General features: G+C 37.3%; 16 protein-coding genes and 1 tRNA gene. 11 read left to right on the top strand and 6 right to left on the bottom strand.

What is annotated here, in order from left to right:
• The first annotated feature begins 4 nt into the window (after window positions 1-4).
• The 4 genes from rapZ to OCV53_RS08335 all read left to right on the top strand — a co-directional run bounded on the left by rapZ (window position 5) and on the right by OCV53_RS08335 (window position 2,149).
• A complete protein-coding gene (gene rapZ / locus OCV53_RS08350) occupies window positions 5-859 on the top strand; it encodes an RNase adapter RapZ (RefSeq protein ID WP_055197671.1) in 855 nt (284 codons plus the stop codon).
• 3 nt (window positions 860-862) lie between these two features.
• The gene (gene whiA, locus OCV53_RS08345) at window positions 863-1,789 is read left to right on the top strand and encodes a DNA-binding protein WhiA (RefSeq protein WP_055197670.1); all 927 of its coding nucleotides are present in this window, start codon (window positions 863-865) and stop codon (window positions 1,787-1,789) included.
• Window positions 1,786-2,049: an HPr family phosphocarrier protein gene (locus tag OCV53_RS08340; protein ID WP_022375329.1), complete on the top strand. Its 264-nt coding sequence runs from the start codon at window positions 1,786-1,788 to the stop codon at window positions 2,047-2,049. Before whiA ends, OCV53_RS08340 begins: the two co-directional genes overlap by 4 nt.
• 27 nt (window positions 2,050-2,076) lie before the next feature.
• Window positions 2,077-2,149: transfer RNA gene (locus OCV53_RS08335), tRNA-Thr, on the top strand.
• 84 nt (window positions 2,150-2,233) lie between these two features.
• Here the strand turns inward: OCV53_RS08335 and OCV53_RS08330 are convergent.
• Window positions 2,234-2,404, bottom strand: a complete 171-nt coding sequence (locus tag OCV53_RS08330; RefSeq protein WP_242852143.1) for a M15 family metallopeptidase — start codon at window positions 2,402-2,404, stop codon at window positions 2,234-2,236.
• A 161-nt stretch (window positions 2,405-2,565) separates the two neighbouring features.
• Complete coding sequence (locus OCV53_RS08325; RefSeq protein ID WP_022375328.1) at window positions 2,566-4,149, bottom strand: glucose-6-phosphate isomerase; 1,584 nt, start codon at window positions 4,147-4,149, stop codon at window positions 2,566-2,568.
• A 323-nt stretch (window positions 4,150-4,472) separates the two neighbouring features.
• Between OCV53_RS08325 and OCV53_RS08320 the strand changes: the two genes are divergently transcribed.
• Window positions 4,473-5,840 carry a sodium-dependent transporter gene (locus tag OCV53_RS08320; protein WP_022375327.1) on the top strand — a complete coding sequence of 456 codons (1,368 nt, stop codon included), beginning with the start codon at window positions 4,473-4,475 and terminating at the stop codon, window positions 5,838-5,840.
• Window positions 5,841-6,109: 269 nt separating this feature from the next.
• Here OCV53_RS08320 and OCV53_RS08315 read toward each other — a convergent pair whose 3' ends face one another.
• From OCV53_RS08315 to OCV53_RS08300, 4 genes are read right to left on the bottom strand one after another with little or no spacing between them, the layout of a single operon-like run.
• A complete protein-coding gene (locus OCV53_RS08315; RefSeq protein WP_055197667.1) occupies window positions 6,110-6,991 on the bottom strand; it encodes a DUF4340 domain-containing protein in 882 nt (293 codons plus the stop codon).
• 9 nt (window positions 6,992-7,000) lie between these two features.
• The gene (locus tag OCV53_RS08310; RefSeq protein WP_055197665.1) at window positions 7,001-8,419 is read right to left on the bottom strand and encodes a DUF7088 domain-containing protein; all 1,419 of its coding nucleotides are present in this window, start codon (window positions 8,417-8,419) and stop codon (window positions 7,001-7,003) included.
• A gap of 12 nt (window positions 8,420-8,431) precedes the next feature.
• Window positions 8,432-9,298 (bottom strand): ABC transporter permease, encoded by an 867-nt coding sequence (locus OCV53_RS08305; RefSeq protein WP_055197663.1) that lies wholly within the window; start codon window positions 9,296-9,298, stop codon window positions 8,432-8,434.
• On the bottom strand, window positions 9,298-10,236 hold the full coding sequence (locus OCV53_RS08300; protein ID WP_055197661.1) for an ABC transporter ATP-binding protein: 939 nt from the start codon (window positions 10,234-10,236) through the stop codon (window positions 9,298-9,300). Before OCV53_RS08300 ends, OCV53_RS08305 begins: the two co-directional genes overlap by 1 nt.
• Window positions 10,237-10,543: 307 nt before the next feature.
• Between OCV53_RS08300 and acpP the strand changes: the two genes are divergently transcribed.
• The 6 genes from acpP to fabZ all read left to right on the top strand — a co-directional run bounded on the left by acpP (window position 10,544) and on the right by fabZ (window position 14,717).
• Window positions 10,544-10,777: an acyl carrier protein gene (acpP, locus tag OCV53_RS08295; RefSeq protein WP_055197659.1), complete on the top strand. Its 234-nt coding sequence runs from the start codon at window positions 10,544-10,546 to the stop codon at window positions 10,775-10,777.
• A 113-nt stretch (window positions 10,778-10,890) separates the two neighbouring features.
• Entirely contained in the window at window positions 10,891-11,811 is a 921-nt protein-coding gene (fabD, locus tag OCV53_RS08290; RefSeq protein ID WP_055197657.1) for an ACP S-malonyltransferase, read from the top strand.
• Between the two features lie 2 nt (window positions 11,812-11,813).
• Complete coding sequence (gene fabG, locus OCV53_RS08285) at window positions 11,814-12,554, top strand: 3-oxoacyl-[acyl-carrier-protein] reductase (RefSeq protein ID WP_055197655.1); 741 nt, start codon at window positions 11,814-11,816, stop codon at window positions 12,552-12,554.
• 12 nt (window positions 12,555-12,566) lie between these two features.
• Window positions 12,567-13,811, top strand: a complete 1,245-nt coding sequence (gene fabF / locus OCV53_RS08280) for a beta-ketoacyl-ACP synthase II (protein WP_081020087.1) — start codon at window positions 12,567-12,569, stop codon at window positions 13,809-13,811.
• Window positions 13,812-13,828: 17 nt separating this feature from the next.
• The gene (accB, locus tag OCV53_RS08275) at window positions 13,829-14,272 is read left to right on the top strand and encodes an acetyl-CoA carboxylase biotin carboxyl carrier protein (RefSeq protein ID WP_055197653.1); all 444 of its coding nucleotides are present in this window, start codon (window positions 13,829-13,831) and stop codon (window positions 14,270-14,272) included.
• A gap of 19 nt (window positions 14,273-14,291) precedes the next feature.
• Window positions 14,292-14,717, top strand: coding sequence for a 3-hydroxyacyl-ACP dehydratase FabZ (fabZ, locus tag OCV53_RS08270; RefSeq protein ID WP_055197651.1), 426 nt, complete (start codon window positions 14,292-14,294; stop codon window positions 14,715-14,717).
• Window positions 14,718-14,722 lie beyond the last annotated feature (5 nt).

Genomic DNA, 14,722 nt, shown 5'->3' with positions numbered 1-14,722 from the left:
GAAGATGAGATTTGTAATTGTAACAGGAATGTCGGGAGCAGGAAAAAGCAGTGCGTTAAAGATGTTAGAAGATGTTGGATATTTTTGTGTTGATAATCTTCCAGTGGCATTGCTTGATAAATTTGCAGAAATGTTATTAGATAAGACTGCCAAGATAGAAAATGCTGCACTTGGGATTGATATCCGTAACGGAGAAGGAATCGGCGAATTAGAGCAGAAATTAAAAGAAATCAAAGAAGCAGGGATTAAATATGAGATTCTCTATCTAAATGCAAGCAATCGTATTTTATTAAAAAGATATAAAGAGACAAGAAGAAATCATCCATTATCAAGAGATGGAAGAGTCGAAGATGGAATCGCAAAAGAACGTGAGATCATGAAATTTTTACAGGAGAAAGCGGATTATGTTATCGACACAAGTCAGCTTCTCACAAAAGAATTAAAAGAGGAGATCAATCACATTTTTGTTGAAGGTGAAGAAGGGGAACGATTCCAGATTGCAGTTGTTTCTTTTGGGTTCAAATACGGAATTCCAGCAGATGTGGATTTGGTTTTTGATGTACGATTTCTTCCGAATCCATATTACGATCTGGAACTTCGACCACTCACTGGAAATGACAAAGCAATTCAGGATTTTGTGATGGAACATCAGGAATCAGTAGAATTTCTTGAAAAATTAAACGATATGATGGAATTTCTGATTCCAAATTATATCAAGGAAGGCAAGTATAATCTTGTTATTGGGATTGGATGTACAGGTGGAAAACACCGATCTGTTACGATTACAAATAAGTTGGCAGAAAAATTAAAACGTCTGCCATATTCTGTTAAAGTTGAGCATAGAGATATTATGAGGTAGCAAATGTCATTTTCAAGTAATATAAAAGAAGAATTATCAAGAAATGAAACGAGTGCCAGACATTGCAAGATTGCGGAAATTGCCGGCTTTTTGAAATTTGGCGGAGATATCGGTCTTGAACCAGATAATTATACGATACAGATTCAGACAGAGACAGTATCTGCTGCAAAACGTTTTTATACACTTTTAAAAGAAGTGTTTGATATTCATGCAAAGATTGATGTCGGGCGCAACGAATTTCTAAAAAGAAGTCGAAATTATACGATAAGTGTTGACAAGCATAATGATTGTGTTTTAATATTGAAAACAGTGAAACTTTTAGACCTACGGGAATTTGGGTTGGTTTTACAAAACACATGTTGTAAGCGGGCATATATTCGAGGAGCTTTTCAAGCAGCCGGTTCCATGAGTGATCCTGAGAAGAATTATCACTTTGAAGTCGTCTCTACAGATGAGCAGACCGCAGAACAGTTAAAAGAAGTCTTGAATTTTTTTGATTTAGATGCTAAAATTGTTTTGCGTAAGAAATACTATGTAGTATACATGAAAGAAGGATCAAAGATCGTAGATGTGTTGAATATTATGGAAGCACACATTGCCTTGATGGAACTTGAGAATGTTAGAATCCTGAAAGATATGCGTAATAAAGTAAACCGTCGTGTCAATTGCGAAACAGCGAATATTAATAAGACGGTTTCTGCCGCAGTCAAACAGGTGGAAGATATTGAATATATTGATAAGCACAAAGGCCTCCGTTTTTTAGATCAAGGGTTGCAGGATATTGCAAGATTACGTCTGGAACACCCGGAAGCTACACTAAAAGAACTTGGAGATATGCTAGAACCGCCAGTCGGTAAGTCAGGTGTGAATCACCGATTGAAGAAGATTGGACGGATTGCGGAAGAGATGAGATTGGGAGGACAGGAATGATTTCAAAGAATGTCAAAGTGGAAGTAGCCTTAAGAGAAGAAGATAGACCAATAGCTTTTCTTGTACAGATGGCAAGCCAGTTTGAGAGCAAGATTTTATTCGAGACAGGGAATAAGCAAGTCAATGTAAAAAGTATGATGGGAATGATGAGTCTAGGGTTAGACTTAGATCGTTTAGAAGATTTGACAGTCGTAGCTGACGGAGCAGATGAGGAAGAAGCAGTCAGCAAGATTGAAGGTTATCTTACAAAAGGAGCATAGATTCAGCATATCTGTGCTTTTATATACGCCGAAATAGCTCAGTTGGTAGAGCACTTCACTCGTAATGAAGGGGTCGCCGGTTCAAGTCCGGTTTTCGGCTTTTTATATAATATAAAAAGAACTGACAAGTGCGTCAGTTCTTTTTTGTTGAAAACTTATCTTTTATCACTTAAATCCTAAAATATTAAGTTCCAAAATATGAAAAATGCATATAGTCTTTTCTGGATCCCCAGAGTCCACGTTCAAATCCGTATTTTTGAAGAATCTTTACAAGCTGGCAGTTTAAAGGAATAGAATAACGGTTTTTATTAGGTTTCCAAAAAGAACCTGCCAGGATATGTCCATTATCGATCATATAATAGTAAGGCACACCCTTTGCAGTATATTCGTTTGTATAAGAAGATGCAGGTGAAGATAAAATATCAACACATGAGTATTATAGCATAAGAAAAAGCACACAGCATGAGAAATATCAGCTGTGTGCATCTTCTGCATTATAAAGTTAGATAATATCTATTAGATTTCAAATAAATCACTATAAGCTTTCAAAGCACCATCTGTATCATGTGCAAGCACACGTTTTGCAAGTAATTTACCAAGCTGTACACCTTCCTGGTCGAAGCTGTTTACATTCCATACGAATCCCTGGAACATGATCTTATTCTCAAAATGAGCTAAGAGAGATCCAAGAGATTCAGGAGTTAACTGATCTCCGATGATAATACTTGATGGACGACCACCTTCGAAGTTCTTGTTCTTGTTTTCATCATCTTTACCACAAGCAAATGCAACGATCTGAGCTGCAACGTTGGCACATAATTTCTTCTGGCTTGTACTTCCTTCGATTACAACATCTGTACCAATCTGGCTGTCTTTGAATCCAACAAACTGTAAAGGAACGATATCAGTTCCCTGATGTAATAACTGATAGAAAGAATGCTGTCCGTTTGTACCAGGTTCACCAAAGATGATAGGTCCTGTTACATAGTTTACACGTTCACCAAAACGGTTAACAGATTTACCATTAGATTCCATGTCACACTGCTGTAAATGTGCAGGGAAACGGCTTAATGCCTGAGAGTATGGTAATACCGCTGTTTCAGGATATCCCTGTACGTTTCTTTCATAAACACCGATCAAGGCATCTAATAAGTCAGGGTTTTCTTTGATGTTTTTGTTTGTAGCAAGTTTGTCTTCATCAGCCATACCATTAAGGATTCTTGCGAAGACTTCTGGTCCAAATGCAAGAGAAAGGATTACTCCACCTACAGCGGAAACAGAAGAGTAACGTCCACCGATAAAGTCATCCATGAAGAATGCTTGAAGATAATCATCACTCTTAGCTAAAGGAGAAGTCTCACTTGTTGCAGTTAACATATGCTTAGAAGGGTTTAATCCAGCTTTTACTAAAGCATCTTTAACGAAAGCTTCGTTTGTTAATGTCTCTAAAGTTGTTCCTGATTTAGATACAACGATAAATAAAGAACGAGAAACATCAATAGAATTTAAAACAGCAGCTGCATCATCAGGGTCAACATTACTGATGAATTTAGCTTCCATTTTATCAAATCCATTTGTCTTAGCCCAATTCTCAAGAGCAATATATAAAGCACGAGGTCCTAGATCACTACCACCGATACCGATCTGTACAACTGTAGTGAACTTTTCACCAGCTTCGTTTGTAATTTCACCAGCATGTACTTTGTTTGCAAAGTCAGCTGCTTTCTTCTGCTGTTCAACATAGAAATCACGTTTGTTGACACCATCAACAATGACATCTTTACCAAGCTGTCTACGTGCTAAATGATGAAGAACCAGACGCTGTTCTCCAGTGTTGATCACAGCTCCATTATATAATTCTTCAAATTTGTCAACTAACTGCTGTTCTTCAGCTAATTCAGCTAATACGTTAAGTACTTCATCGTCTACCTGTTTTGCAGCGTAGTTAAAATTTAATCCAGAAGCCATAGGTACTGTGTATTCAGCGACACGTTTTGCTCCGTTTTCACCTGCCATAGCTTCTTTGATGTCTACATGACCTTTGAGTTCTTTAAGTTTGTCATAAGATTTCAAAGTATCAAGGTTGTTCCATGTTACCATAAATAAATCCTCCTTAAGTCCATATAAATATAATTGGTAATATAAGGAAGTGCAGATACAAATGGGTATCTGCACACACAAATATCATAAAATAATTATACAGAAAAAATATTGTAAAAGCAATGGAAATTGGGGTAAAATCAAAAGTTTAAAAACTTTCTTGATCTACTGCAAAACGAAGAGAGCGATGAATTCAGAACCTTCTCTTTCGGTGCTGTTAACAGAAATGTATACAAAAAATCTGGTTCCAAAATAAAACAAGCTATGATACAATAAAATTCTGTGATATCCCAAAATTATATTATAGAAATGAGGAAAGTAGCTTGGAAAATAGAGAAAAATTTTCATCAAGAATCGGATTTCTCCTGATTTCAGCCGGATGTGCGATCGGGCTTGGAAACGTATGGAGATTTCCATTTATTACAGGACAGTATGGTGGGGCTGCATTCGTACTGATCTATTTATTTTTCCTGATCATTTTAGGATTACCGATCATGGTCATGGAATATGCAGTCGGAAGAGCCAGTCAGAGAAGTATTGCAACATCATTTCAGAAATTAGAACCAGCCGGAAGTAAATGGCACTGGTACAGCTATTTTGGTATGGCAGGTAACTATGTACTGATGATGTTTTACACAACTGTAGCCGGATGGATGATCAGTTATTTCTTTAAGATGTTAAAAGGTGATTTTGTAAATAAAACCCCACAGCAGATAGAAAATATCTTTGGAAATATGTTAGCTGATCCAAAGACATTGATCTTTTGGATGTTAGTTGCTACCACATTAGGATTCTTGGTATGTTCACTAGGACTTCAAAATGGAGTAGAGAAGATTACAACAGCTATGATGTCATGTCTGTTTGTAGTGATTCTGATTTTGATCGTAAGAAGCGTAACATTAGATGGAGCATCCGCAGGACTTAAATTTTATCTGATCCCAGACTTTGCAGCAGTAAAGAAACAAGGTGTTATGACAGTGGTATCAGCAGCCATGGGACAGGCATTTTTCACATTAAGTTTAGGAATCGGAGCGATCGCAATTTTTGGAAGTTACATCGACAAAAGTCGCAGATTGACAGGAGAAGCGATCAGCGTAGCCATTCTTGATACATTAGTTGCATTAATGGCTGGATTAGTAATCTTCCCAGCCTGTTTCGCATTCGGAGTAAACCCAGGAAGCGGCCCAAACCTTGTATTCATCACGCTGCCAAACGTATTCAATGAAATGCCAGGAAGCAGAATCTGGGGAGCTATGTTCTTCCTGTTCATGAGTTTTGCTGCATTATCAACGATAATAGCAGTATTCCAGAACATTCTGTCCTTTGCACAAGATTTATGGGGATGGAGCCTTAAGAAATCCATCGCACTTAATGCAGTAGTGATCACATTATTATCCCTGCCATGTGCATTAGGATTTAACGTATGGAGCTTTATCCAGCCATTAGGAGTAGGAACAACGATTCAGGATTTAGAAGACTTTATTGTAAGCAATAATATCCTGCCACTTGGATCATTAGTTTATCTGTTATTCTGTGTATCTCGATATGGATGGGGATGGGATAACTTTATGAAAGAGGCTAATGAAGGAAAGGGGATTAAGTTTCCAAAGTGGCCGAAGATTTATATTACTTATATTCTGCCTTTGATTGTTTTGTTTATTTTTGTGCAGGGGTATATTGAAAAATTTTAATTTGTAATTGGCCAACTGTAGATTTCGAGTATATGATAAAAAATAAATAAGCAACTGAACGCGATGCGGTGGAATTTTGCTTATTTATTTTTCATCATATACCAGAAGTCTATAGTGTGGACAATTCACAAGATTGAAAATTTAAGGGGATGTCAAACATCTCATCCAATCGGTGTTCTTAAGTCTTTTTGATTTTCTGTTAACGAATACAAAAATTATCAGTCAATCCCCTTTAACATACACGAAAGACTACAATCGCAAATCAAAACTTAATTAAGGATATTTTTAACGACATCCTTATCACTCAAATAAACCATATGTGATCCCTTCAACTGCACATAATAATTTTTCTCATCAGAATCCTTCTTACCAATATAAAGTACGATATTCTTCGTCTTCTTAGTATCCGTATCCTTATAAGTAATATCCACAGTTATTCGAGAATCAGAATCTAGACCATATTTCTTTAAGTCACTCTGGCTTGCATAATAATTCTGGCAGTCTCCGAAAGTAAAGACTCCTAATCCTCCAGCAATTCCATCGAGGTTTTTCTTCTTGCTTGTATAAGTAGTTGTTTTCCCATTTTTAGTGATCAGTACTTTCTTTAAGTTCCCTGTACTTAGCGTAGGGAAAGTGTCAGTTGTGATCAGATCGTCTAAAGAGGAAGATAAACCTGAAGCAATATCAGAAGATACTGTATAGATTTTTGATTTATCTCCATAAGTAATATAATAGTTTTCACCGGTTGCGTTTCCGATATAATAAATAACGGATTTTCCAGACTTATCTTTTACCCTTACAGTGTAAGTTGGCTTATCAAGTCCGTAATCTTTTAGAGCATCTGCATTTTTAAGTTCTCTGACAGCTTCAACTTTCTGGAAGGTGGAAGCGAGGCTTTCGAGAGAGGATTGTGTGATCGGGTATTTTTTGTTTTTGCTGTAATACCATTTGTTTCTGCCTTTTTCAAAGGAAAGAGTTTCTCCATTGTTGTTATAAGAAATGGAAGTCAAACTTTTTAAATTTGTGATCAGTGTCTGATCGGAATCTTCTTTGGAAGATTTATTTTTCTTGTAGAAACTGATTCCCGCATACAGGACTAGAAGTCCTGCAAATACGAGAAGTAAAATTTGTAATGTTTTTTTCTGCTTCATAAAAACCTCCTAGCGGCGTCTGCGTTTAAACCATACAACAAATCCACCAATGATCAGTGCAAGTGGGATTACGAAGACAACAAGGATGCTGAATGGACCTGGGTGGGCAATCGTGTTGTAAGTTACTTCAAGACTCTTTGGAGAGATTGAAACATTGTCGGCATTATCTAAACTTGCAGTTACAGAGTTTGTGAATAAAGTAAGATTCTCTAAAGAAGAGAAAGAACTTGTGACCTGTGAATCGATCAGCATGTTGCTTCCGTAAACAGTTAGGCGACTTTCCTTTGTAACTTTCTTTCCTTTGCTATTTTTGACTTTTACAGATTCCGTTGCAGTCGCACCAAGGACATAAGTTCCCTGTGCCTGTTTCTTATCTGTGACAGCATATCCATTGCTTGAAGTTGTCATGAAAGCTTCTGTAGAAATGGAATCTCTTGTTGGCGTACTCTGTGTCATACCTTTGGAGTTGACCATCATAACAGAGTTTGATGTAATACCAGATGCCATATCACCGCTTACAGAAAGGTTTGGAACAAGGTAGTAATAATTTCCCTGATAAGAACGTTCGGTATCTGCAATATAACCGCTTTCTACATTTAGACCATAATCTTTTAATAAGCCGTAAAAGTTTTTCATACTCTTATCTGTCTGGGCTAGTAATGTAACAACTTTTCCACCCTTTTTTAAATAAGAAGATAATAATTTGATTTCATCTTTTGTAAAATCACTTGTAGGTCCATCGATGATCAGGACATCGCAGTCATTAGGGATGGATGTTACAGTCATTAAAAGAAGATCACTTGTGGAAATCCTTGATTTAGTAAGAAGGCTTGTGACTTCGGAAGACAGAGAAGATTCCCCATGTTCAGAAGTATAATAAGCTTTGTATTCTTTTGTGCTTGTGACATAATTTAATGCACTTGTAAGCTGTCCATCCCCATCAAACTGAGAAGCAGATGAAGAGGAAGTACTATAATAAGAAGAACTATCAGAAACTAAAATATCATCAAAAGAAACTGTGATCTTACGATTTGTTTTCTTGCATGATACAACAATATTATTTTCTTCTGTTCCGTATTTTGTCAGTGCAGATGGATGAAGCACAGGATCGATCCATTCTACATGAATCTTCTTTGATAATGAAGCGTATTTATTGATGAAAGTTTTAATACGTTTATCTGTACTGTCTTTTTGTGCTAATACATAAAAAGTGACGTCGTCATCTACATTTTTGATGATCTTCTCACTCTTAGATGAAATTTCATAAATGTTTGTACTGCTGATATCAATCTGTCTCATATTTTCTGGGACAAGATTTACGATCATATTAAAAATGATAACGATTGCGATCACGATGGATGTCATAGCGAGGGTATAAGATCCATGTTTCGAATCATTACTTTGAAATAAATTTTTGATTTTATCCACGATAATTTCCTCCTAACTCCAACGTCTTTTCTCAAATGTTTGTACAGTCAAAAATACCAGAAGGACGATCAGCGACAGATAAGTCAGAAGTCCTCCAATATCAAAAATATAATTCTGTGAGAAATTATAAAAGATATCTGTTAATACAAGGTGCCCTAAAAGTGTGGAAAACAGACTTTCAAGCAATGTCTTTTTCACAAAATAAATGATCACACCAGCAATGATACCAATACCTGTGATCACACCAGCGATCATCTGATTTTTCGTAATATGATAGATCAGCAAGCCGATCAAGATAAATACGATGATCCAGATCGCAAGGTTACTGATGGCACTAGTAGGAAGGTACTGTAGCAGATTATCTAACAGATAGAAGAAAAATAACGCTGCACAAGTACTGATCGCTGCGATCACGGGGCTTTCAGTGAGGGAAGATAAAAACATTCCAATTGCGATAAACACACATCCAAGCAGGAAAAATGCAAGGATAGAAGAATAATCAACTAATAAATGTGCATTTCCCTGAAGTTTGATGATCAGTGGGAAAATACAGTAAATGATACATGGAATTGCAAATACAGTTACCATAGCAAAATATTTTCCTAATACGATCTCAACAAGTGAAACAGGAGAAGTTAATAATAACTGGTCTGTTTTATTTTTTCGGTCCTCTGCAAATGATTTCATAGATAAAACAGGGACAGAGATCAGTAACATGAAAATAACGCCCGCTAAAGAGTAGGCGAAAAATGGATAACCACTGTAAAGGTTATAAACCATAAAATATACACCACCAATGATCGTTAAGAATGCAGCAAATACGCATCCGATCATGGAATTAAAATAGGAACGGACTTCCCTTTTGTAGATAGCAAGCATTATTTTTCACCTCCAGTTAATTCAAGGAAAATATCTTCCAGAGTTGCCTTATTTACAAACATCTGTGTCACAGGCATTTTCTGTTGTGCAAATGCAAGAGAGAGATCCGCACATAATTCCTGCGTATCGTTGCTTGTATTGATCTGAATATGACAACTGTTTTCATTGATATTCAGCCAGCTGATATCATCAATGCCAGAAATATCAGAAAGGATCTGTTTTACAGAAACTTGATCTGCCTGAATGGTAAGTTCAACAGATTCTTTTCCATGAGTTAAATCTTCTAATTGCTCAGGACTTCCTTCTGCAACTAATTTTCCTTTGGAAATGATCAAAATATCGTCACAGATTTCCTGCACTTCCGCAAGAATATGAGAACTTAGGATCACTGTATGATCTTTGGCAAGTGTACGAATCAGTTCACGGATTTCGATGATCTGTTTTGGATCAAGCCCAACGGTTGGTTCGTCTAAGATGATAATATCAGGGAAACCAAGAATTGCGGCAGCAAGTCCTGTTCTCTGGCGGTAACCTTTGGAAAGATTTTTGATCAAGCGGTCTTTCATATTAACAAGTTTGATCAGTTCCATAACTTTTAAGACCTGAGAATCACGGTCAGTTTTCGGAATTTTCTTTAATTCTGCTACAAAATGCAGATATTCCGAAACAGTCATATCAAGATATAATGGTGGAATTTCCGGAAGATATCCGATGCATTTTTTGGCTTTTTCAGGTTCTTCAAGAATGTTATGCCCATTGATGATAACCTCTCCGCTTGTTGCACCGATATATCCGGTCATAATATTCATAGTCGTGGATTTACCAGCTCCGTTTGGTCCAAGAAAACCGTAAATCCGTCCTTTTTCAATTGTAAATGACAAGTCATCCACAGCGAGATGCGTGCCATATTTTTTGGTCAGATGTTTTACTTCTATCAAAATGTTGTCCTCCTTTTGCAATAGCTGAACCTTATTTTATTGGAAAAAACCAATCAAACTGTGATAAAAGTCTGAATAGTTTGTGTTTAAAATATGGAGATTTTGTGAAAAACGCAATTGGTATAGAGTATACAGAATAATATGAAAATGTTTCGTAAAAGATGCACGGAATGGTAATGATAGACTTGCATAATTATGTATAGTTTCGTATAATATAGAAGTAATTTTACAAGAGAACTTGACAGAAGACATTAGAAGAATGTATACTTTGAGAATCAAACTAATTAGAGTGTGAAGGAGAATAATTATGTTAGAGAAGATGAAAGAGATCATTGCGGATCAGTTAAGCGTAAGCGAAGATGAAGTTACTTTAGAAGCATCTTTCAAAGATGACCTTGATGCTGATTCATTAGATTTGTTTGAATTAGTTATGGCATTAGAAGAAGAATATGATGTTGAGATCCCATCTGATGATCTTGCAGAATTAAATACAGTTGGTGATGTTATCAACTACTTAAAAGACAAAGGTGTAGAAGACTAAAGAAATTGTGAGATTGACTTATAACATTCTTGTTATAAGTCAATTTTTTGAAGAAAATATTTTGAATATCAAACTAATTATTTAAGAACGAATAGATCAACGAGGTAAAGATAATGGGTAAAATCGTATTTATGTTTCCGGGACAGGGAGCGCAGTATGTTGGAATGGGAAAGGATTTTTATGATTCTTTTGCATGCAGCAAAGAGATTTTCGACAAAGCGAATGAAGTTCTGGATATTGATGTAAAGAAACTTTGCTTTGAAGAGAATGAAGATATCAATATTACAGAGTATACACAGGCAGCTATGGTAACTGCAAGTGTCGCAATCTTAAAGAAGATAGAAGAAATGGGATTAAAGCCTGATCTGACAGCTGGATTAAGTCTTGGAGAATACTGTGCATTGGTGGCTTCTGATGTTATGAGCTTTGAAGATGCCGTGAAGGTGGTAAGACAGAGAGGTATTCTTATGCAGGATACTGTTCCAGCAGGAGAAGGAGCAATGTCAGCGGTTCTTGGAATGAAAAAAGAAGCGATTGAAGCAGTTTTACCAGACGTTGAAGGAATCGTAACGATCGCAAACTATAACTGTCCAGGACAGATTGTTATTTCTGGTGAATCAGAGGCAGTAGCGAAAGCTGGAGATGCATTAAAAGAAGCTGGGGCTAAGAGAGTACTTCCACTGAAAGTCAGCGGACCTTTCCATTCTCCAATGTTAAAACCAGCGGGAGAGAAATTATTAGATGTATTAGTAGATGTAGAAGTAAATGATCCAAAGGTACCATATGTATCCAATACAACAGCAGAATTTATCACAAACAAAGATGAAGTCAAGAAACTGCTTGGAAGACAGGTTTATTCTTCTGTATGCTGGGAACAATCTATTGAGAAGATGATCGCCGATGGTGCAGATACATTTGTAGAGATCGGCCCAGGAAAGACATTATGTGGATTTATGCGTAAGATCGACCGTAGTGTCAAAGCAATCAACATTGCGAAAGTAGAAGATTTAGAGAAATTAAAGGAGATCATGTAATCATGTTAAGTGGAAAAGTTGCAATCGTAACAGGTGCAAGCCGCGGAATTGGAAGAGAAACAGCTTTAACTCTTGCAGGATATGGAGCAACTGTGATCGTAAATTATTGCGGTTCCAAAGATAAAGCAGAAGCGGTAGTAGAAGAGATCAAAGCAGCAGGCGGTAATGCAAAAGCATATCAGGGAGATGTCTCTGATTTTGATGTTGCGAAAGAGATGATCACTTCTGTAAAGAAAGAATTTGGGTCAATTGATATTCTGGTAAATAATGCCGGAATCACAAAAGACAACCTGATCATGAGAATGAGTGAAGAAGAATTTGATAAAGTCATCGAAGTAAATCTAAAAGGTGCATTTAACTGTATGAAACATGTTTCAAGAATCATGTTAAAGCAGAAATCTGGACATATCATCAATATGTCTTCTGTATCCGGGGTCATGGGAAATGCAGGACAGGTCAATTACTGTGCATCTAAGGCTGGAATCATTGGTATGACAAAATCTCTTGCAAGAGAATTAGGTTCCAGAGGAATCACGGTCAATGCGATCGCACCTGGATTTATCGAAACAGAGATGACAGACGTACTGCCAGAAGATGTCAAAGAGAATTTATTAGCAAGTATTCCGTTAAAGAGAATGGGACAGACAAAAGATATTGCAGAAACAGTTGCTTTCTTAGCATCTGACAAGGCAGCATATATTACAGGCCAGACGATCAGTGTTGATGGCGGAATGGGAATGTAAAGGAGTTTTTATATGAAGAACATGAAACGTGTCGTTGTAACTGGTATGGGTGCGATCACACCGATCGGAAACAGCGTGGAAGAATTTTGGAGTGGTGTCAAGGAGCAGAAGATCGGATTTGCACCGATTACATATTTTGATGCGACAGAATATAAAGCACATTTGGCAGCGGAAGTTAAAGGCTTCAATGCAAAAGACTATATGAAACCAAAAGCAGCAAGACGTATGGAATTATTTTCACAGTATGCTGTTGCTGCATCAAAGGAAGCAATTGAAGATGCAGGATTGGACCTTGAGAAAGAAGATACAACAAGAATTGGTGTCTCTGTAGGATGTGGAGTTGGTAGCCTTCAGATGATCGAAAAGACAACAAGACTTCTTGATCAGAAAGGACCAAACAGAGTAAAACCTCTGGCGGTTCCAATGATGATTTCTAATATGGCAGCAGGAAATGTATCTATTGCATTCGGACTTCGTGGAAAGAGTATCAATGTTGTCACAGCATGTGCAACAGGAACACAGTCAATCGGTGAAGCATACAGATCTATTCAGGTTGGAGAAGCAGATGTGATGGTAGCTGGTGGAACAGAAGCAGCGGTATCAGAAGTAGCAGTCAGCGGATTTGCAGCATTAACAGCATTAAGCGGATCTGATGATCCAGAGAGAGCATCTATCCCATTTGACAAAGAAAGAGATGGATTTGTCATCGGTGAAGGGGCAGGAATCGTTGTATTAGAAAGTCTTGAACATGCACAGGCAAGAGGAGCAAATATTTTAGCAGAGGTTGTTGGATATGGAGCAACAAGTGATGCATATCATATCACATCTCCTTGCGAAGACGGAGAAGGTGCAGCAAGAGCCATGGTATTTGCAATGGACGAAGCTGAGATCACACCAGATAAAGTAGATTATATCAATGCACATGGAACAAGCACACATGCAAATGATTTATTTGAGACAAAAGCGATCAAGAAAGCATTAGGAGAACATGCATATGATGTGAAGATCAGCTCTACAAAATCTATGATCGGTCATGGACTTGGAGCAGCTGGTGCAATCGAATTTATCACATGTGTCAAATCAATCGAAGAAGATTACATTCATCCAACAGTTGGATTAAAAGTTCCAGATGAAGAATGTGATCTTGATTATACATTAGAGCCAGTAACAGACCGCAAGGTAAATTACGCTATGAGTAACTCCCTTGGATTTGGAGGACATAACGCAACACTTCTTGTGAAGAAATTTGAAGATTAATTTAGAAGGAGACTTACATGGAAGTCAAAGAAATGAAAGAATTGATCGCTGCAGTATCCGCTGCAAATGTCGATGAATTTGAATATAATAATGAAGAATTTTCAATCAGAATCGCTAAGAAAAAAGCTAAGATCGCAACAGTTGATGCATCTGTTGCTGGAGTTCCAGTACAGAATGCAGCGATCATGCCAGAGCAGAGTGAAGAACAGCCGGAAGAGGTCCTCTACGGAGATGAGATCAAAGCACCACTTGTTGGTACATTTTATGCAGCGCCATCAGAAGGAGCAGAACCATTCGTATCCGTTGGAGACAAAGTTAAAAAAGGACAGGTTATTGGAATCGTTGAAGCAATGAAACTTATGAACGAAGTAGAAAGCGAATACGATGGAACAGTTGCAGCTATTTTAGTTGAGAATGGCGAGATGGTTGAATATGGTCAGCCATTAATGGTTATCCAGTAAGAAAGGCAGAATATTTATTATGGTAATGGATATTAAAGATATTATGAATACAATCCCTCACAGAAGTCCATTTTTATTAGTGGATCGCATTGAGGAGATGGAAGAAGGAAAACGTATCGTTGGTAAAAAATGTGTGACATATAATGAACCATTTTTTGCAGGACATTTTCCACAAGAACCAGTTATGCCTGGAGTACTGATCATTGAAGCGTTAGCACAGACAGGAGCCGTATGTGCACTTTCTGCTGATGAATATAAAGGAAAGATCGCATTCTTAGGCGGAGTCAATAAAGCAAAATTCAGAGGAAAAGTTGTTCCTGGAGATGTGCTGACATTAGAAGTTGAGATGATCAAAGTCAAAGGACCAGTCGGTGTTGCAAAAGGGACAGCAACTGTAGATGGAAAGAAAGTAGCATCTGCAGAGATTACGTTTATGATTGGATAGAGAGG

This window comes from Anaerostipes amylophilus, assembly GCF_025567365.1.
GTDB classification, from domain to species: Bacteria; Bacillota; Clostridia; order Lachnospirales; family Lachnospiraceae; genus Anaerostipes; species Anaerostipes amylophilus.
The sequence above is the reverse complement of the archived record's forward strand: the minus strand, read 5'-3'. Positions and strand labels throughout refer to the sequence as shown.